General features: G+C 67.4%; 18 protein-coding genes and 1 pseudogene. 12 read left to right on the top strand and 7 right to left on the bottom strand.

Features of this window, described 5'->3' with window-relative positions; genetic code table 11:
• Nucleotides 1-184 precede the first annotated feature (184 nt).
• The 4 genes from VG561_RS19030 to VG561_RS19015 all read left to right on the top strand — a co-directional run bounded on the left by VG561_RS19030 (nt 185) and on the right by VG561_RS19015 (nt 3542).
• On the top strand, nt 185-1033 hold the full coding sequence (locus VG561_RS19030) for a MurR/RpiR family transcriptional regulator (RefSeq protein WP_262094035.1): 849 nt from the start codon (nt 185-187) through the stop codon (nt 1031-1033).
• A 15-nt stretch (nt 1034-1048) separates the two neighbouring features.
• The gene (locus VG561_RS19025) at nt 1049-1810 is read left to right on the top strand and encodes a L,D-transpeptidase family protein (RefSeq protein WP_014645713.1); all 762 of its coding nucleotides are present in this window, start codon (nt 1049-1051) and stop codon (nt 1808-1810) included.
• Entirely contained in the window at nt 1807-3108 is a 1302-nt protein-coding gene (locus VG561_RS19020; RefSeq protein ID WP_014645712.1) for an APC family permease, read from the top strand. Before VG561_RS19025 ends, VG561_RS19020 begins: the two co-directional genes overlap by 4 nt.
• Before the next feature lie 110 nt (nt 3109-3218).
• Entirely contained in the window at nt 3219-3542 is a 324-nt protein-coding gene (locus VG561_RS19015; RefSeq protein ID WP_423179885.1) for a hypothetical protein, read from the top strand.
• Nucleotides 3543-3649: 107 nt separating this feature from the next.
• Here the strand turns inward: VG561_RS19015 and yiaA are convergent, their stop codons facing one another.
• On the bottom strand, nt 3650-4102 hold the full coding sequence (gene yiaA / locus VG561_RS19010; RefSeq protein WP_014645710.1) for an inner membrane protein YiaA: 453 nt from the start codon (nt 4100-4102) through the stop codon (nt 3650-3652).
• Nucleotides 4103-4270: 168 nt separating this feature from the next.
• Here yiaA and VG561_RS19005 point away from each other — a divergent pair, with 168 nt between their 5' ends.
• Entirely contained in the window at nt 4271-5437 is a 1167-nt protein-coding gene (locus tag VG561_RS19005; protein WP_142235590.1) for a PQQ-dependent sugar dehydrogenase, read from the top strand.
• Between the two features lie 110 nt (nt 5438-5547).
• Here the strand turns inward: VG561_RS19005 and VG561_RS19000 are convergent, their stop codons facing one another.
• The 4 genes from VG561_RS19000 to folB all read right to left on the bottom strand — a co-directional run bounded on the left by VG561_RS19000 (nt 5548) and on the right by folB (nt 10247).
• Nucleotides 5548-6099 (bottom strand): hypothetical protein, encoded by a 552-nt coding sequence (locus VG561_RS19000; RefSeq protein ID WP_197606679.1) that lies wholly within the window; start codon nt 6097-6099, stop codon nt 5548-5550.
• Between the two features lie 128 nt (nt 6100-6227).
• Nucleotides 6228-8402 carry a glycoside hydrolase family 3 N-terminal domain-containing protein gene (locus VG561_RS18995; RefSeq protein WP_014645707.1) on the bottom strand — a complete coding sequence of 725 codons (2175 nt, stop codon included), beginning with the start codon at nt 8400-8402 and terminating at the stop codon, nt 6228-6230.
• A gap of 128 nt (nt 8403-8530) precedes the next feature.
• On the bottom strand, nt 8531-9802 hold the full coding sequence (locus VG561_RS18990) for a mechanosensitive ion channel family protein (RefSeq protein ID WP_423179884.1): 1272 nt from the start codon (nt 9800-9802) through the stop codon (nt 8531-8533).
• Nucleotides 9803-9893: 91 nt separating this feature from the next.
• On the bottom strand, nt 9894-10247 hold the full coding sequence (folB, locus tag VG561_RS18985) for a dihydroneopterin aldolase (protein ID WP_005407807.1): 354 nt from the start codon (nt 10245-10247) through the stop codon (nt 9894-9896).
• A gap of 357 nt (nt 10248-10604) precedes the next feature.
• Here folB and VG561_RS18980 point away from each other — a divergent pair, with 357 nt between their 5' ends.
• Complete coding sequence (locus tag VG561_RS18980) at nt 10605-11270, top strand: hypothetical protein (protein ID WP_423179883.1); 666 nt, start codon at nt 10605-10607, stop codon at nt 11268-11270.
• A 33-nt stretch (nt 11271-11303) separates the two neighbouring features.
• Here the strand turns inward: VG561_RS18980 and tsaD are convergent, their stop codons facing one another.
• Nucleotides 11304-12329 carry a tRNA (adenosine(37)-N6)-threonylcarbamoyltransferase complex transferase subunit TsaD gene (gene tsaD / locus VG561_RS18975; protein ID WP_032957776.1) on the bottom strand — a complete coding sequence of 342 codons (1026 nt, stop codon included), beginning with the start codon at nt 12327-12329 and terminating at the stop codon, nt 11304-11306.
• A 166-nt stretch (nt 12330-12495) separates the two neighbouring features.
• Here tsaD and rpsU point away from each other — a divergent pair, with 166 nt between their 5' ends.
• The 6 genes from rpsU to VG561_RS18945 all read left to right on the top strand — a co-directional run bounded on the left by rpsU (nt 12496) and on the right by VG561_RS18945 (nt 17643).
• The gene (gene rpsU / locus VG561_RS18970; RefSeq protein WP_002808376.1) at nt 12496-12711 is read left to right on the top strand and encodes a 30S ribosomal protein S21; all 216 of its coding nucleotides are present in this window, start codon (nt 12496-12498) and stop codon (nt 12709-12711) included.
• A gap of 133 nt (nt 12712-12844) precedes the next feature.
• On the top strand, nt 12845-13288 hold the full coding sequence (locus tag VG561_RS18965; RefSeq protein WP_014645703.1) for a GatB/YqeY domain-containing protein: 444 nt from the start codon (nt 12845-12847) through the stop codon (nt 13286-13288).
• 105 nt (nt 13289-13393) lie between these two features.
• Entirely contained in the window at nt 13394-14314 is a 921-nt protein-coding gene (locus VG561_RS18960; protein WP_423179882.1) for a YihY/virulence factor BrkB family protein, read from the top strand.
• 61 nt (nt 14315-14375) lie between these two features.
• Complete coding sequence (gene dnaG, locus VG561_RS18955; RefSeq protein WP_032957772.1) at nt 14376-16115, top strand: DNA primase; 1740 nt, start codon at nt 14376-14378, stop codon at nt 16113-16115.
• Between the two features lie 27 nt (nt 16116-16142).
• On the top strand, nt 16143-16643 hold the full coding sequence (locus VG561_RS18950; RefSeq protein WP_032957770.1) for a fused DSP-PTPase phosphatase/NAD kinase-like protein: 501 nt from the start codon (nt 16143-16145) through the stop codon (nt 16641-16643).
• Between the two features lie 28 nt (nt 16644-16671).
• Nucleotides 16672-17643 (top strand): bile acid:sodium symporter family protein, encoded by a 972-nt coding sequence (locus VG561_RS18945; RefSeq protein ID WP_032957769.1) that lies wholly within the window; start codon nt 16672-16674, stop codon nt 17641-17643.
• A 94-nt stretch (nt 17644-17737) separates the two neighbouring features.
• Here VG561_RS18945 and VG561_RS18940 read toward each other — a convergent pair.
• Nucleotides 17738-17847, bottom strand: a pseudogene (locus VG561_RS18940) (IS110 family transposase); the annotation flags it as partial.

Raw genomic sequence — 17847 nt, 5'->3', positions numbered from 1 at the left:
CAGACACCCGCGCCTCTTCGCCCTCGCCGGACCTGCGGTGCTCGGCTCGCTTGAAGGCGGACTCAACGTCAAAGGCAACAACTGCACTCCGTAATCTCTTCGCGGCTGGAACCCATCCGACCCATTCCATGACACGCTCTAAGCTGCCAACCGCAACGCGCCTACACATGCCCGGACACCCCGCATGCCGCCCCTGCTGAAGATCCGCACCGAGCGTGGGCAGATGTCGGCCATCGAGCGCCGCATCGCCGACTTCATCCTCGACAACGCCCACCTGCTGCGCGACTACTCCTCCCAGCAGCTGGCCAGCGCGCTCGGCATCAGCCAGTCCAGCGTGGTGAAGTTCAGCCAGAAGCTTGGCTTCAAGGGCTACCCGGATCTGAAGTACTCCATCGGCCAAGATGTGGCCCGCGCCGGTGCCGATCCGCAGCAGGCGCCCGACGAACCCGAGAGCGGCGATGACTACCTGCGCCTGGGCGAGGCCCTGCGCCGCAGCAAGGCGCAGGCCGAGGAGGAAACACGCCAGGCCAATCCACGCGGGGAGATCGAGCGCATCGTGCAGCTGCTCGACGGCGCACCAAAGCTGTTCGTCTACGGCCTGGGTGACGACGGCCTGTTCGCCCGCGAGTTCGCCATGCGGCTGTCGCTGCTCGGACTGCTGGTGGTGCCGCATACCGATCCGATCCTGATGCTGGCAAACCTCTCGGCCGCACGCCCCGGCGATGCGCTGCTGATGTTCTCCGAGTTCGGCAACCTGCCCCAGCTTTCACAGTTGTCGCGGCAGTTCCAGGACATGGGTGGCAAGGTGATTTCCATCACCCGCCACACCGCCAACCCGCTGCGCGCGCATGCGGATGCGGCACTGGCGGTCTGCGCGCACGACCGCACGCCACAGGTCGCGCAGCTGCTGTACCGTAGCGCCATGCACGCCCTGCTCGATTTCCTGTTCGTGCTGCTCTGCCACACCAATCCGGATCGCCAGCAGCAGCTTGCGGTGAACCTGGAGCGGATCGACCACCTGCTGGATTCCTGACCGGAGCGCATGTTGATGAGATCGCTGGTCCGCCTTGCCACCACTGCACTGCTGCTCGCCGCGGCGGTGTCCGTTCACGCGGCGCCGCTGGATGGCGCGCGCCAGCTGATCGTGGTCACCAGCGAAGGCTGGGACAGCACCCAGGGGCAACTGCAGGCCTATGTGCGCGACGGCCAGGGCTGGCACCCGCATGGCCAGGCGTTCCCGGTGGCGCTTGGCCGCACCGGCAGCGCCTGGGGCCTGGGCCTGCATCCGGCGCAGGCCGATGGCCCGCAGAAGCAGGAAGGCGATGGCCGCAGCCCGGCCGGCATATTCGCGCTCGGCAGTGCGTTCGGCTATGCCGTCACCCGCCGCGGCACTGCCATGCCCTACCAGCCGATGCTGGACAGCAGCTACTGCATGGACGTGCCCGGTTCGCCGTTCTACAACCGCATCGTCGATGAAAAGAAGGTCGGCAATGCAGCGGTCAAGGGCTCCACCGAGCCGATGCGGCTGGACCTGCACAACAAGGGCGACCTGCGCTACCGGGAAGGCTTCGTCATCGCCCACAACCCGGACAACCAGCCCGGCAAGGGCAGCTGCATCTTCGCCCATCTGTGGCGCCAGCCCGGCGAGGCCACCGCCGGCTGCACGGCCATGCCGCAGGAACGCATGCAGGCACTGCTGGACTGGCTGCGGCCGCAGGACGCGCCGCGTTTCGTGCTCCTGCCGCGCGCGGAGTACAAGCGCCTGCAGGCGCAGTGGCAACTGCCCGCGCTGGCCGGAGACGTCCGTTGAGCACGCAGGACGAACCGCAGCTGCAACGCGCGGTCAGCCGCTGGCAGATCGTCGGCCTGTCGATCAACGATGTGATCGGCAGCGGCATCTACCTGCTGCCGGCCGCCACCGTCGCCCTGCTCGGCCCCTTCAGCCTGTGGGGCGTGGTCGCCGCCGGCATCGTCGTGGCCTTGCTGGTGCTGTGCTATGCGCAGGCCGCCAGCTACTTCGATGAACCTGGCGGCAGCTACCTGTATGCACGCGAGGCGTTCGGGCGCTTCGCCGGTTTCGAGATCGGCTGGATGATCTGGCTGACCCGCATCAGCTCGGCCGCTGCGCTCAGCAACGCGCTGGCCGACGCGGTTGCGCGTTTCTGGCCGTGGGCCGATGCCGGCCTGGGCCGCATCGCGGTGATCGTGGTATCGCTGGGCTTCCTCACCGGCATCAACATCATCGGCGTGCGCTCGGCCGCGCGTACCGGCGTGGTGCTGGTGATCGGCAAGATGCTGCCGCTGCTGCTGTTCGTGGCCATCGGTGCGTTCCACATCGACCCACAGCTGGCCTTCTCCGGCCAACGCCCGGACCCGCATGACCTGCAGCGCATGGGCGAAGCCGCCTTGCTGCTGCTTTACGCCTACGCGGGCTTCGAGAACATCCCGGCCGCCGCCGGCGAGTACCGCAATCCGCGCCGCGATATTCCGTTCGCCCTGATCACCATGATCATCACCGTCACCGTCATCTACGGCGCGGTGCAGGTGGTGGCGCAGGGGACGCTGGCCGGCCTGTCCAGTTCGGCCACTCCGCTGGCCGATGCCGCCGCCGGTTTCGGTGGCGAAGCACTGGCGCTGATCCTGACCGTCGGTGCCACCATCTCCATCCTCGGCACCAACAGCAACACGATGATGATGGGCCCACGCTTCCTGTTCGCACTGGCCCGCGATGGCTACGGCCCGAAGATCCTGGCCCAGGTGCATCCACGCTTCCACACCCCGGCCGCGTCGATCCTCTGCCAGGGCCTGATCGCGCTCGGCCTGGCCCTGTCCGGTTCGTTCGTGCAGCTGGCCCTGCTGTCGATGACGACGCGCCTGTTCGCCTACATCGGCACTGCCGCAGCAGTCCTGGTACTGGCCAAGCGCTACGCCGACCGCCCGGGCGCCTTGAAGCTGCCCGGCGGGCCGTTGATTCCGGTGCTGGCGCTGCTGCTGTGCCTGGCGCTGTTCGCCAGTGCCAGCTGGCAGAACATCGCTGCTGCGCTGGTGGCGTTCGCCATCGGCGCGGTGATCTACACGCTGCCGCGAAAAGATACCGACGCCGGATGACCGATAGCGCCGGGCCATGCCCGGCGGATTGATCTGGTGATCACGCTGCCGGACCGGGCCGTTAACCGCCACACAGGCACGATCGGGCTACGTCCACAACGGAGCCTTCCATGACCGAGTACCAGATCCCCGGCCGCGTACCGGACGACAGCACGCCGCGCGACGCGATCAGCAACTACTGGCGCGAACGCTACACGGCCGAGCCGTACTACGACGACCAGCTGTTCTTCGAGGACTACGAGCCGGCCTACCGCATCGGCCACGGCGCGCGTGCACAGGACATGATCCGCGCCTATGAACAGGTCGAGGCCGAGCTCGAATCACGCTGGGCCAACGAACGCGGCCGCAGCCGCCTGGACTGGGCGCAGGCACGCAATGCGGTGCGTCGTGGCTGGGAGGAGGCACAGCTGGCGGATCCGCGGCTGGCACGATAGCGCCAGGCTTCTGTAGAGCCGAGCCTACGCTCGGCTCTCGCACCTCGTCTGTAACGTCGAGCCACGCTCGACTGAGCCGAGCATGGCCCGGCTCTACACCGGATCGATCACTCCTGTTCCGGCAGCGGCGGCACGATGGCGCTGCGCTTGCTCTCGCCCCCACCGGCGGCGATCAGGTCGCGGGTGTTCTTCTGCACCGCCACCGCGCCGAACAGCGACAGCGCATACGCCATGCCATAGAAGCCCTTCTCACTCGGCGCCAGCGTGGCATTCCACAGGCCGACCAGCAGCAGCATCAGCGCCGACAGCAGCGCGAACCAGCACAGCGCGTAGTACAGGCCACTCACCGGAATGCCTTCGACGCGGTCGCGCACGCTCTTCTGCAGCGACACCGCCGCGAACAGGCCGAACAGCAGCAGGGTCAGGTAGTAGCCCTTCTCGTTGAGCGCCATCGTGGCGTTGAACAGGCCGATCAGGTACGCCGCCGCCCCCAGCAGCAGGGCCACCCAGGAGGCGGCGATGAAGGCGGTGGACGGCTTGTGGGGCATGGCAGTGTTCATTGCAGGTCCTTGGCAGGCAGGCGGGCACGCTTTGCCCGGGCGTGCCCACCCTAGACGATCCCGCAGCGCTCGCACAGGGGGCGCAGGACCTTCGGGCCACGACGCTCACGGTGCCGGTGGTATACAAGGGACAGCCCGGCCATCCGCATCCCCGCACTGGAGATACCCATGACCCGCACGCCCCTGCTGCTCGCCCTCGGCCTTGTGCCGATCCTTGCCACCTCCGCCTGCAATGCTGCCGATCCGGCCGCCAACGGTGCGCAGACCGCCACAGCGGCCTCTGCCGCCACCGACCAGCGCCCGTTCAACGCCACCGAAGTCAGCCGCTTCGACCAGCCCTGGGCGATGACCTTCCTGCCCGACGGCAGCCTGCTGGTCACCGAAAAGCGCGGCAAGCTCCAGCACCTGGACCCGGCCAGCGGCCAGAAGCACGAGATCACCGGCGTTCCGAAGGTCGCCTATGCTGGCCAGGGTGGTTTCGGCGACATCATCCTGCACCCGGATTTCGCCCGGAATCATGTCGTTTACGTCAGCTATGCCGAGGAAGGCACGCTGGATACCCGCGGTGCCGCCGTAGCCCGGGCCACGCTGGCACTGGATGCCAACGGCGGTGGCCAGCTGAAGGACCTGAAGGTGATCTGGCGGCAGAGCCCCAAGGTCAGCGGTGAGGGTCACTACGGGCATCGCCTCGCCTTCGGCCCGGACGGCAAGCTGTGGATCAGCTCCAGCGAGCGCCAGAAGTTCGATCCGGCCCAGGACATGGGCAGCAACCTCGGCAAGATCATCCGCCTCAACGACGATGGCAGCCTGCCCGCCGACAATCCGTTCGCGTCGCAGGGCGGGGTGGCCGCACAGGTGTGGTCGCTGGGCCACCGCAACATCCTCGGCATGGCCTTCGATGCCAACGGCAAGCTGTGGGCGCACGAGATGGGCCCGGCCGGCGGCGACGAACTGAACCTGATCGTGCGTGGCGCCAACTACGGCTACCCGATCGTTTCCAACGGTGACCATTACGACGGCCGGCCGATTCCCGACCACGATACGCGCCCGGAATTCGCCGCGCCGAAGGTGACCTGGACGCCGGTGATCTCGCCGGCCGGCTTCGTGATCTACAGCGGCAGCCTGTTCCCGCAGTGGAAGGGCAGCGGCTTCATCGGTGGCCTGTCGTCCACCTCGCTGGTGCGCGTGGCCTTCGATGGCGACAGCGCGCGCGAAGCCGAGCGTTTCAACATGGGCGAGCGCATCCGCGAAGTGGAACAGGGCCCGGACGGCGCGCTGTGGCTGCTGGAAGACGGCAGCAAGGCGCGCCTGCTGAAGCTCACGCCGAAGACCTGAGGTAGTGCCGGCCGCCGGCCGGCACCCTGGATCCTTCCGGCATCCTGCGGTTGCCGGCCAGCGGCCGGCACTACCCTTGCCAAACGGCCCCGCACGCGGGGCGTCTGCATTCATTGGATGGTGATGACCTTCACCTCGGTCTTCGTGCAGGCCTGGTCCAGGCACTGGCCGCTCAACCACACCTGGCCGCTGCCGATCATCACGCCCTGCTGGTTGACGAACACCTTGCCGAAGTCCTGCGCGGACACCGCCTTGACCACCTCCGGCGTGATGATCTTCTCGTAGTTGCGCTGGAACTCTCCGGGGCCGGAGATCTTCTTTCCGCCGCTGATGTTCAAGGGGAATCGCACTTCCTCGACCACCGCAGCGCGATCACCGCCGACCACGGCGGCCTTGAACGCATTGAAGACCTTTTCGAACTGCGCGGCATCGCCGAGCAGCGACTCGATGCGCGCACGCGCATCCTCGGCGGACACCTCGGCTGCCGGTGCGGCAGGTGCAGCGGCGGCTTCGGCAGCCGGCGCCGCCGGTTCAGCCGCAGGTGTCGAAGCAGCACTGGCCTCCATCGGCGGCGGCGCATCCGCTGCAGGCTCGGCCGGCGGCGCCGGCTGCGAACAGGCCGCCAGCAGCAGGGCGGGAATCAGGTAGGCCATCCGGCGCATGCGCGCACTCCATCGAACAGGAGGCCCGATGGTAGCGCCGCCACAGTGAGGACCACAAAAAAGGGGACGGAGGGGATTAAGTCGTTTTGGCACAAACGACTTAATCCCCTCCGTCCCCTTTTTTTCGATCAGGCCTTCAGCAGCTCGAACTGCACCGCTTCGCCGGCGGCCGACGAGGCACAGACCCACAGGTCGAACTGGCCCGGCTCGGCACGCAGCACGCCGTCGCGGCCGGTGAAGGCCAGTTGCTCGCGGGTCAAGGTGAACACCACTTCGGCTGACTCGCCCGGCTGCAGCGCCACCTTGCGGAAGTCCTTCAGTTCACGCACCGGACGCACGCGGCTGGCCACGCGATCATGGATGTACAGCTGCACCACTTCCTCGCCCGCCACGCGGCCGGTGTTGGTCAGCACGGTGGTGATGGTCAGGGTGTCGTCCCAGCCGAGCTGTGCCGTGCTCAGCTGCGGCACGCCGTAGGCGAAGGTGGTGTAGCCGATGCCATGGCCGAACGGGTACAGCGGTTCATTGGGAATCTCGCGCCAGCGCGCCTTGAACTCCGACATGGTCGGCAGTTCCGGACGGCCGGTGCGCGGGTGGTTGTAGAAGTACGGCTGCTGGCCGGACACCTGCGGGAAGCTGACCGGCAGGCGGCCGGACGGGCTGTAGTCGCCGAACAGTACATCGGCCACGGCATGGCCGGTCTGCGTGCCCAGGTACCAGGTCACCGCCACGGCCTGCGCATTGCGCACTGCGCCCTGCAATGCCAGCGCGCGGCCATTGCGCAGCAGCACCACCAGCGGCTTGCCGGTCATCGCCACGGCCTCGGCCAGCGCCTGCTGTGCCGGCGGCAGGGTAATCTCCACGCGCGACTGTGCTTCGCCGCTGTAGCGCTGCGGTTCGCCCAGCGCCAGCACCACCACGTCGGCACGCAGTGCGGCAGCCACAGCGGCTTCCGTGCCGCCCGGAATCGCGGCTTCCAGTTCGCAGCCCGGCACGATTTCCAGCAGCGCTTCGTCGCCGATGGCGGCACGCACGCCGGTTTCCAGGTCCACGTAACGCTGCTTGTCGCCGAACAGCGTCCAGCAGCCTTCGATGTTCTCGCGGTCCTGCACGAACGGGCCGATCAGCGCGATCTTCTGCCCGGTCTTCTGCAGCGGCAGCACGTTGTCACGGTTGTTCAGCAGCACGATCGAACGCCGCGCGGCATCGCGCGACAGTTCGTCATGCGCGGCAATGTGCGAGGTATCCGCTTCGCGCGCCGGGTCCAGCGAACGGTACGGGTCGTCGAACAGGCCGATGGTCTCCTTCAGCCACAGGATGCGGCGCACGCCCTCATCCAGCACCGCCATCGGCACCTCGCCGCTCTCGACCAGGCCGGGCAGGTGCTCGGCATAGAAGCCGCTCTGCATGCTCAGGTCCAGGCCGGCGGTGAACGCCTTGGCCGTGGCATCGCGGTCATCGGCGGCGTAGCCGTGCGCGACCAGCTCCATGTCGGCGGTATAGTCGGAGATCACCACGCCCGGGAACTTCCATTCGCCGCGCAGGATGTCGGTCAGCAGTTCGGCATTGGCACTGGCCGGCACGCCATTGATGTCATTGAACGAGGACATCACGGTGATCGCGCCGGCCTCGAAGGCGGCCTTGAACGGCGGCAGGTGCACGTCGCGCAGGGTCTGCGGCGAGATGTCCACCATGTTGTATTCCATGCCGGCCATCACCGCGCCGTAGGCGGCGAAGTGCTTGGGCGTGGCCAGCAGCGAATCGGCCGCACGCAGGTCGCTGCCCTGGAAGCCACGCACGCGGGCGGCGGCGAACGCACAGCCCAGCACCACATCCTCGCCGGCACCTTCGGCGCCACGGCCCCAGCGCTGGTCGCGGGCGATGTCCACGGCCGGCGCATAGGTCCAGTGCAGGCCCGCGGCGGTGGCTTCGATCGCAGTGGCGCGCGCGGTGCGCTCGGCCAGGTCCGGCTCGAAGCTGGCGGCCTCGCCCAGCGGAATCGGGAACACGGTGCGCATGCCGTGGATGACGTCGGCCGCCAGGATCACCGGGATACCCAGGCGGCTCTCCTCGGTGGCGACCTGCTGGATGCGGCGGCCCAGTTCGGCGCCCACACCATTGAACAGCGAGCCGACCTTGCCCTCGCGCACCTGCTGCAGCACCTGGTCGGCATTGCGCACGTTGGCTTCCGGGTTCACGTCCGGGGCGAACGGGCGGACCATGTCCGCGAAGACACCCAGCTGGCCGACCTTTTCCTCGACGGTCATCTGGGCAATGAGGGATTCGATGCGATCGGAGGCCACCGGCAGTCCTTGATGAAAACGTTTACAAGCCCGGCATTCTAGCGATCCCGAGCCGTTTGGCGAGAGGTTTCTTCATTCAGTTTCAGCCACCAGCGGGGTCCGTATGGCCCCGCCGGGGGCACCGCAGCTTACTCCGAGCCGGCCAACTGGCGCTGCCCGGCCATCAACATGGCGTCACTGGAGGCCTGGAATACCCGCAGGCCGAAGGCCGGCAGGATCGCCAGCAGGTGGTCGAAGATGTCCGACTGCACCGCCTCATACTCGGCCCAGGCAGTGCTGCGGGTGAAGCAGTAGAGCTCCAGCGGCAGGCCCTCGGTGGTCGGCTGCAGCTGCCGTACCAGCAGGGTCATGTCGGTATGGATGCCCGGGTGGCTGCGCAGGTAGCGCTCCACATAGGCCCGGAACGTACCCAGGTTGGTCACGCGGCGGCTGTTGACCTCGGCCACGCCCTGCTCGCGCAGGCGCCCGTTCCACTGCCCCAGTTCCTGTTCCTTGTCGCGCAGGTAGTCGCGCAGCAGCGCGAACTCGCCGAGGAAGGCCAGGTCACCCTCGTCCAGGAAGCCGACGCTGTGCTGGTCCAGGTACAGCGCGCGCTTGATCCGGCGCCCACCGGCCTCCTGCATGCCGCGCCAGTTCTTGAACGACTCGGTCACCAGCTTCTTGGTCGGGATGGTGGTGATGGTCTTGTCGAAGTTCTGCACGGTGATGGTGTGCAGCGCGATGTCGATGACGTCGCCGTCGGCATTCTGGCTGGGCATCTCGATCCAGTCGCCGATGCGCACGCGGCCATCGCCACTGATCTGCACGCTGGCCACCAGCGACAGGATGGTGTCCTGGAAGATCAGCATCAGCACCGCCGTGGCCGCGCCCAGGCCGGTGACCAGATAGCGCAGGTCGACGCCCGCCAGCGTAGCGACGATCGACAGGCCGGCGATCACGAAGAGGACGATCTTGGCGACCTGCAGGTAGCCCTTGATCGGCTTGTTGCGTCCCTCGGGGCGGCGCTCGTACAGATCGTTGGCCGCATCCAGCGCATGCGAGATGGCCAGCACCACGGTCAGGATCGCCCACGCCTGGCAAGCGCCGATGATGAAGCTGACCAGGCCAGGCGGCAGGTCCGGCACGATGCGGATGCCCGAGGCGATCACCTGGCTGGGCACCACGTTCGACAGGCGCGAGATCACCCGCATCAGGTGGCTGCCGCGGCCAGTGTCGGCGCCCGGAAGGCGGCTCAGCAGCCGCCGCAGCCCGCGCAGCAGGATGCGCTTGGTCACCCAGTTGGCCAGGCCAGCGGCGATCAGCAGCGCCGAGATCATCAACGCCAGGTAGGCGCCGGGATAGGGTTCCAGTGTGTTCTGCAGCCGTTCCAGCCACTGTACCGCCACCACCGCGTCCACCATCAGTTGTCTCCTGTCTGTTTCGTTGTTGCCAAGGTTGCCAGCCAGCGGCCGGCACGACCGGGGTTGTCGGCCAGCGGCCGGCACGACCGGGTCAGTCCCGCGTGCGTTCGATGATCACGCCCACCGCGCGCGCGCCGCGCACTGCGCCCGGCTTGCTCAGCTTCAGGCGCAGCCACTTCACGTCGAATTCGTCCAGCACGATCTGCGCGCAGCGCTCGGCCAGGGTCTCGACCAGGCCGAACTCCGACTCGCGCACGAACTGTTCCAGGCGCTTGCTCACTGCCTTGTAGTTCAGGGTGTGGGCGATGTCATCGGTGGCTGCAGGGCGACGGTTGTCGAAACCCATTTCCAGGTCGAACACCAGGTCCTGGCGGATCCGTCGTTCCCAATCGTAGATACCGATCAGGGCGTCGATCGTCAGCCCCTCGATGAAAACCTTGTCCATTGCGCTTACCGGCACGAATACAGGCGGCCATGGTAACGGCACGGCGGTGAGCCTGCCCGGAACGGGCGGTGGGCCACCGGCGTGGGGCGGCCCGGAAAAAACAAAGGGCCCTGCTAGCGGGGCCCTTTGGTACTACCGTTTGTCCCCGGGGGGAGCTGAAATCCAGCCGCGAGTCCCGGTGGCGCAGGCACGCAGATTAGGCAAGGACCAGATCGCCGGTCAAGGCCAAATCCGACAGGACAGGTCAGGTATTCGTCCGAGGCAAAACGCAGAAAATCAGCCGCGCGGACAAGGACGTTCCCTGATGGTCGCCGCCGCCCACTCTCGCGAACATCGATTCCTCCTTCACCACCGCACATGACGATGGCTCCATACGATGTACTGCGGCGCGCGTTGTCAGCGGAGCGTCTGTCTACTTACGAGAGAATCGCATCGACCTGCAGCCCCGACGTCACAGCCGAATCCCTGTACCTGTGGAACATGCGGATGTGCAGTGCACTGATGATGCCGGTCCATCTGTGCGAAGTGGTCACCCGCAACGCCGCTGCAGCTGTGCTCGCCAGGCAGCATGGCCCGCGTTGGCCTTGGAATAATGCCTTCCGACGGAGGCTGCCAACCTCATCCAGTACTTCTCCGCGCACGGTACTGGAACAACTTGCCAGCCGCGTATCCGATACACCTGGGATCGTCGCCAACCTGCCGATGGTGTTCTGGCAGCAGCTCTTTACCTGTCGCTTCGACTCCACACTTTGGATACCCGCACTCAGCAGGGTTCTGCAGCATGCTCCCTCTGCTCATCCCAGTGCCGTCAGGAAAGCCATCCATGCGGATATCGGACGCATCCGCCACCTGCGCAACCGCATCGCCCACCACGAGCCGGTCCTGGAACGTGACATCGGCGCCGACCTGGCCGCGATCGGGCGGCTGATCCATGCCCGCTGCCCACACACGCTGGGCTGGCCGCAGCGCCATGAGCGGGCGACAACCGTGCTGGCGGCGTCGCCGTTGGCAGTGCATCGGTGATGCGTCCGCCGGGCATGGCCCGGCGCCACCGGCTCAGACCGCCGGCAGGGTCGCCATGTCCCAGCGCGGTGTCACATCCACCTTCGGCGGGCTGTGCTGGCCGGCCTGCAGGCGCAGCGCGCCGGCGAAGGCGATCATCGCCCCGTTGTCGGTGCACAGTGCCGGCCGCGGGAAGCAGGCACGGCCGCCGAGGCGCTCGGCCATCTGCTGCAGGCGGGCGCGCAGGCGCGTGTTGGCGCCGACGCCGCCGGCCACCACGATCACGTTGGTCCCGGCCGCTTCCAGTGCGCGCTCGCACTTGATCGACAGGGTCTCGACCACCGCGTCCTCAAAGCCCCGGGCGATGTCGGCGCGGGTCTGCTCGCTCTGGTCACTGTCGCGCCAGGCCATCAGGACCTGGGTCTTCAGGCCGGAGAAGCTGAAATCCAGCCCAGGGCGGTCGGTCATCGGCCGCGCGAAGCGGTACGCGCCCGGCGTGCCCTGCTCGGCCAGCCTGGCCAGCTGCGGGCCGCCCGGGTACGGCAGGCCCATCAGCTTGGCGGTCTTGTCGAAGGCTTCGCCGGCCGCGTCGTCCAGGGTCTCGCCCAGCAGGCGGTACTGGCCGATCGCGTCCACCGCCACCAGCTGGGTGTGGCCACCGGACACCAGCAGCGCCACGAACGGCGCTTCCGGCGGGTCGTCTTCCATCAGCGGGGCCAGCAGGTGGCCTTCCATATGGTGTACGCCCACGGCCGGCACCTCCAGCGCCCAGGCCAGCGAACGCGCCACGCCAGCGCCCACCAGCAGCGCGCCGACCAGGCCGGGACCGGCGGTGTAGGCCACGCCATCGATATCGCCCACGCCCAGGCCGGCGTCGGCCAGGGTCTGGCGTACCAGTGGCAGCAGCTTGCGGACATGGTCGCGGCTGGCCAGCTCGGGCACCACACCACCGTATTCGGCGTGCAGGGCGATCTGGCTGTAGACCGCATGGGCGCGCAGGGCCGCGCTGCCGGCCAGGTCGGTGTCATACACCGCCACGCCGGTCTCATCACAGGAAGATTCGATGCCAAGGACTCGCATGCCTGCTATTATGACGCCCCTGCCGCCCCCTCGGGGGACGTGCAGATCTCACTGCTTTCGAACCCCCGGCCCGTATTCAGGGTTGGCCGCTTGCAGTTTGTCGTTTCGCCGCTATAATGTGCGGCTCGCCGGGCGTGACCCGGTTCTACTGTGTCCCGGAGATTCCATGCCCAGCGTCAAAGTCCGCGAGAACGAGCCCTTCGAGTTTGCTCTTCGCCGCTTCAAGCGCACTTGCGAAAAGGCCGGTGTGCTGGCCGAAACCCGCAAGCGCGAGTTCTACGAAAAGCCGACCCAGGAGCGCAAGCGCAAGGCCGCCGCTGCTGTGAAGCGTCAGCTGCGCCGCTCGTCGCGCGACGTCACCAAGCGTCAGCGCCTGTACTGATCGGACGCATCTTCATTGCGGCGGGCCTGCCTGTCGCGATGGAGCCGAAGCCGGCACGCGCGAGCGTCGCCGGCTTTTTGCGTTTCCGGGTTCGGGCAGCCGCCCCGCCCCACCTACCACCACGAGGTTCCTCATGAGCATGAAGCAGCAGCTCACCGAAGACATGAAGGCCGCCATGAAGGCGGGCGAGAAGCACAAGCTGGGCGTGATCCGCCTGATCAACGCTGCCATCAAGCAGCGCGAAGTGGACGAGCGCATCGAGCTGGATGACACCGCCGTGATCGCCGTGCTCGACAAGATGGTCAAGCAGCGCAAGGACTCGGTCAGCCAGTACGAAGCCGCCAACCGCGAAGACCTGGCCGAGATCGAGCGCGCCGAGATCGTGGTCATCGAAGCCTACCTGCCGGCCAAGATGGGCGAGGCCGAGATCGTGGCCGCCATCCAGGCCGCCATCGCCGAGACCGGTGCCGCCGGCCCGGCCGACATGGGCAAGCTGATGGGCGCGCTGAAGCCCAAGCTCGCCGGCCAGGCCGACATGGGCCTGGTCTCCAAGCTGGTCAAGCAGCTGCTGGCGTAATCCAGCACCTGGGGTCGGATCCCTTCCGCAGCGCGGAAGGGCTCTGACCCCATTGATGCACCCGCTTCACCGCACCTTCGTCGGTCGCCTGCTACAACCGCACACATGGTTGAACCCGAGCCCAACGTTCCCGTGTCCCTGTACAAGTACCTCAAGCGCCTGCAGGACAGCTTTCCGATGGCGGTGGCCAAGCGCTTCATCGACGTCGACGTGCTGACCCAGGCAGCTTCCGTCTCCTTCTACGCCCTGCTGTCGATGGCACCGTTGCTGGTGCTGCTGCTGTGGCTGACCGCCTCGCTGTACCCACCGGCCCAGCAGGCGCTGATCGACCAGATCAGCTCGGTGGCCGGCAGCAGCGCGGCTACTGTGGCCGAAACCGTTCTGAAGAACGCCGACAACCAGCCGGATGTCGGCTCGCTGGCGGGTGTGTGGAGCACGCTGCTGCTGTTCGTCGGCGCCACCGCCGTGTTCGCCCAACTACAGAACGCACTGAACCTGATCTTCCGCACCAGCGGCGAGCGCCTGGAAGGCCTCAAGGCCTGGCTGCGCAAGCGCGTGTTCTCGTTCGGCGTGGTGCTGGCCCTGGGCTTCCTGCTGATCCTGTCGATGACGGCCACCACGGTACTGCAGGTGGCCTTCGCCCAGCTGCCCTCGATCCTGCCCGCGCTGGGGTACGTCACGAGCCTGCTGCTTTACGCAGTCGGCTTCGCCTTCATGTACCACTACCTGCCCGACCGCCGCGTGGCCTGGCGGCAGGCCTTCATCGGCGGCGTCATCACCTCGGCACTGTTCGCACTGGGCCGCTACGGCATCGGCGTCTACATCGCCACCGTGGCCCCCGGCAGTGCCTACGGCTCGATGGGTGCGCTGGTGATCTCGCTGGTCTGGATCTACTACGCCACCGTCGTGTTCTTCGTTGGCGCACTGATGACGGCGGTGATCGATGAGCGCCTGCGCGCGCGTCATCACCTGGCCGCAGCCGGCATTGATCCGGCAACCGCCAGCCAGGTGCCCGACAGGGGGTAAACTAGGCCGACCGCCCCCGGTTCCGTCGCGTGGTCCTGCACCGCGCCCTGCCCTGTTGCCCATGGCCCGTATCCCCGACGCTTTCATCGACGACCTGCTCGCCCGCACCGACATCGTCGAGGTGGTGGGCAGCCGCGTGCCGTTGAAGCGCCAGGGCAAGGAGTACGCCGCCCGCTGCCCGTTCCATGACGAGCGCTCGGCGTCGTTCACGGTCTCGCCCACCAAGCAGTTCTATCACTGCTTCGGCTGTGGCGCGCACGGCACCGCGATCAGCTTCCTGATGAACTACGACCGCCTCGAGTTCCTCGACGCGGTGGATGAACTGGCCAAGCGCGCCGGTATGGAAGTGCCGCGCAACGAGAATCCGCGCAGCCCGCAGCAGCAGGACGACAGCCGCGAGCTGTACTCGGCGCTGGACGCGGCGACCAAGTTCTTCCAGAAGAACCTGGAGGGCAGCGAGAAGGCCCGCAGCTACCTGGATGGCCGTGGCGTGGACGAAGAGAACCGCGCGCGCTTCCAGATCGGCTACGCGCCGGATGGTTACAGCGGCCTGCGCGACGCGCTGGGCAAGGACGAGCGGCGCATGAAGCTGCTCGACCGCGCCGGCCTGTTCTCCAAGAACGACCGCGGCCACGTCTACGACAAGTTCCGCGACCGGGTGATGTTCCCGATCTTCGACCGCCGTGGCCGGGTGATCGCCTTCGGCGGCCGCGTGTTCGAGAAGGACGACGGCCCCAAGTACCTCAACTCGCCCGAGACCGCGCTGTTCCACAAGGGCCGCGAACTGTACGGCCTGTGGCAGGTGCGCCAGGCCAACCAGAAGATCGAGCGGCTGATCGTGGTCGAGGGCTACATGGACGTGGTCTCGCTGTTCCAGTTCGGCGTCACCCAGGCGGTGGCAACGCTGGGTACCGCGACCACGCCGGACCATGCCGAGCTGCTGTTCCGCAACGCACCGGACGTGTTCTTCTGCTTCGACGGCGACGCCGCCGGCCGCCGCGCCGGCTGGAAGGCGCTGGAGTCGGTGCTGCCGCGCATGAAGGATGGCCGCCAGGCCTTCTTCCTGTTCCTGCCCGATGGCGAAGACCCGGACACCATCGTGCGCAAGGAAGGCGCCGAAGCGTTCAACGAGCGCCTGAAGCAGGCTACGCCGCTGTCGCAGTTCTTCTTCGACGAACTGACCCGCGAGATCAACCTGGGCACGCTCGATGGCAAGGCACGCCTGGCCGAACGCGCCAAGCCGATGCTGGCGCAGATTCCCGACGGCGCCTTTGGCGACCTGATGAAGCAGCAGCTGGCGCAGCTGACCGGCCTGGGCGGTACTGCCCAGGCCACGCGCGCGCCGATGCCGCAACGCCAGCCGCAGCGGACGATCCAGCCCGTGGCCAAGCGCAGCCTGGTGCGCGGCGCGATCGCCGTACTGCTGCAGCAGCCGTCGCTGGCGCTGACGCTGGGCGGCAAGCACCACTTCCAGGGCCTGCGCCTGCCCGGCGTGGAACTGCTGCTGGAGCTGCTGGGGCTGGTCGAACAGCGCCCGGACATCAGTACCGGCGCCCTGCTGGAACACTTCGATGGGCGCGAGGAACAGGCCTCGCTGCATACCCTGGCCGCACAGACGCTGCCCGGCACCGAGGCCAGCTGGACCCAGGAACTGCACGACGCAGTGGCACAGCTGGAGAAACAGCTGCTGGTGCAACGTCTGGAGGAGTTGTTGGCAAAGCAGCGCCAGCAGGGCCTGGACGATACTGACAAGTACGAACTGCGCGAGCTGCTGAAGGCGCGCGCCGGACTGCGCCTGTAGCGGCAGAACGTTTTCACGGAGAAGACCATGCTGCTGCGCCTGACCTGCCTGCTGTTGTTGTCGCTCTGCCTGTCACTGACGGCCCTGGCCGAAGACGCGCCCCTCAACGAAGTCCGCCCCGGCCTGTATGCCGGCGGCCAGCCCAGCGCCGCACAGCTGCAGGCCTTGGCTGCACAGGGCGTGCGCACTGTGATCGACCTGCGCCAGCCCGGCGAGGACCGGGGCTTCGATGAAACCCGCGTCGCCGAATCATTGGGCCTGCGCTACGTGCGCATTCCGGTGGCCGGCGCCGATGGCCTGGATACGGCCAACGTGCGTGCCGTGCACCTGGCCCTGCAGCAGAGCCAGGGGCCGGTGCTGCTGCACTGTGCGTCCGGCAACCGCGCCGGCGCCGTGCTCGGCCTGGTCAATGCACGGTACGAACATGCCAGCCCCGAACAGGCCCTTCAGCTGGGCCAGCGTGCTGGCCTGAAGTCGCTGGAAGCCGCCACCCGCCAACGCCTGGCAACGCCGGTCACCTCGCCCTGAACCCTCCGCACCAAGGACACTGCCCACCATGACCCGCTGGTGGTCGCGCCTGCGACCGGACAACTTCACCCTCGCCCTGCTGTGCACCGTCGGCCTGGCCTCGCTGCTGCCGATGAAGGGCGCCGCCGCCATCGTGCTCGACGATGTCACCACCGTCGCCATCGCTGCACTGTTCTTCCTGCATGGCGCGCGCCTGCCGCGCGAGTCGATCATCGGCGGCATGCTGCACTGGCGGCTGCACCTGACCATCCTGGCCTGCACCTTCATCCTGTTCCCGCTGCTGGGGCTGATGTTCAAGCCACTGTCGGGCTGGCTGCTGACCCCGGAGCTGTACCTGGGCGTGCTGTTCCTGTGCACCCTGCCCTCCACCGTGCAGTCGTCCATCGCGTTCACTTCGATGGCGCATGGCAACGTGCCCGCAGCGGTGTGCAGCGCTTCGCTGTCGAGCATCCTCGGCGTGTTCCTGACCCCGCTGCTGCTGACCGCGCTGGCCGGCACCTCGGGTGGCATCCATGATCCGCTGCATGCGATCGGCGGCATCATGCTGCAGCTGCTGGTGCCGTTCGTGGCCGGCCACCTGCTGCGGCCGTGGATTGCCGGCTGGGTGGAACGCCAGCGCGCGCTGCTGCGCTACACCGACCAGGCCACCATCCTGCTGGTGGTGTACTCGGCGTTCGGCGAAGCGGTGACCGAAGGCCTGTGGAGCAAGACCCCGCTGCTGTCGCTGCTGGCTGTGGCCATCGTGGCCGCTGTGCTGCTGGGCATCGCCATGCCGCTGATCACCTTCATCGCCCGTCGCCTGCGCTTCAACCGCGAGGACGAGATCGCCATCGTGTTCTGCGGCTCGAAGAAGAGCCTGGCCACCGGCGTGCCGATCGCCAAGGTGCTGTTCGCCGGCGGCAGCCTGGGCGCCATCGTGCTGCCGGTGATGATCTACCACCAGATCCAGCTGATCGTCTGCGGTGTGATCGCGCAGCGGTATGCGCGGCGCAAGCCCTGACAGGGCGCGCGGGTTGTTCCGGGTAGACCATCCACGCATGGCGTGGATCTACTCCATACCACGGATGGCGTGAACCACAGTAGCAACTGTCTTGTCAGGGGCAGCCGAGGGCCACCTCGGCGTCCCGCTTACGGGCGTTGAGGATCACCAGCATTTTGCGCATGACCGCCACGAGCGCCACCTTGCTCGCTTTGCCCTTGGCCT

It is taken from the genome of Stenotrophomonas sp. CASM110 (assembly GCF_049384345.1).
GTDB lineage: Bacteria > Pseudomonadota > Gammaproteobacteria > Xanthomonadales > Xanthomonadaceae > Stenotrophomonas > Stenotrophomonas muris.
This window is presented reverse-complemented; position numbering and strand designations above follow the sequence as displayed.

Coding starts and splice junctions, on each gene's coding strand:
- VG561_RS19030 (WP_262094035.1), top strand. CDS start 185: ATGCCGCCCCTGCTGAAGATCCGCACCGAGCGTGGGCAGATGTCGGCC.
- VG561_RS19025 (WP_014645713.1), top strand. CDS start 1,049: ATGAGATCGCTGGTCCGCCTTGCCACCACTGCACTGCTGCTCGCCGCG.
- VG561_RS19015 (WP_423179885.1), top strand. CDS start 3,219: ATGACCGAGTACCAGATCCCCGGCCGCGTACCGGACGACAGCACGCCG.
- yiaA (WP_014645710.1), bottom strand. CDS start 4,102: ATGAACACTGCCATGCCCCACAAGCCGTCCACCGCCTTCATCGCCGCC.
- VG561_RS19005 (WP_142235590.1), top strand. CDS start 4,271: ATGACCCGCACGCCCCTGCTGCTCGCCCTCGGCCTTGTGCCGATCCTT.
- VG561_RS19000 (WP_197606679.1), bottom strand. CDS start 6,099: ATGCGCCGGATGGCCTACCTGATTCCCGCCCTGCTGCTGGCGGCCTGT.
- VG561_RS18990 (WP_423179884.1), bottom strand. CDS start 9,802: ATGGTGGACGCGGTGGTGGCGGTACAGTGGCTGGAACGGCTGCAGAAC.
- folB (WP_005407807.1), bottom strand. CDS start 10,247: ATGGACAAGGTTTTCATCGAGGGGCTGACGATCGACGCCCTGATCGGT.
- VG561_RS18980 (WP_423179883.1), top strand. CDS start 10,605: ATGACGATGGCTCCATACGATGTACTGCGGCGCGCGTTGTCAGCGGAG.
- tsaD (WP_032957776.1), bottom strand. CDS start 12,329: ATGCGAGTCCTTGGCATCGAATCTTCCTGTGATGAGACCGGCGTGGCG.
- rpsU (WP_002808376.1), top strand. CDS start 12,496: ATGCCCAGCGTCAAAGTCCGCGAGAACGAGCCCTTCGAGTTTGCTCTT.
- VG561_RS18965 (WP_014645703.1), top strand. CDS start 12,845: ATGAGCATGAAGCAGCAGCTCACCGAAGACATGAAGGCCGCCATGAAG.
- VG561_RS18960 (WP_423179882.1), top strand. CDS start 13,394: ATGGTTGAACCCGAGCCCAACGTTCCCGTGTCCCTGTACAAGTACCTC.
- dnaG (WP_032957772.1), top strand. CDS start 14,376: ATGGCCCGTATCCCCGACGCTTTCATCGACGACCTGCTCGCCCGCACC.
- VG561_RS18950 (WP_032957770.1), top strand. CDS start 16,143: ATGCTGCTGCGCCTGACCTGCCTGCTGTTGTTGTCGCTCTGCCTGTCA.
- VG561_RS18945 (WP_032957769.1), top strand. CDS start 16,672: ATGACCCGCTGGTGGTCGCGCCTGCGACCGGACAACTTCACCCTCGCC.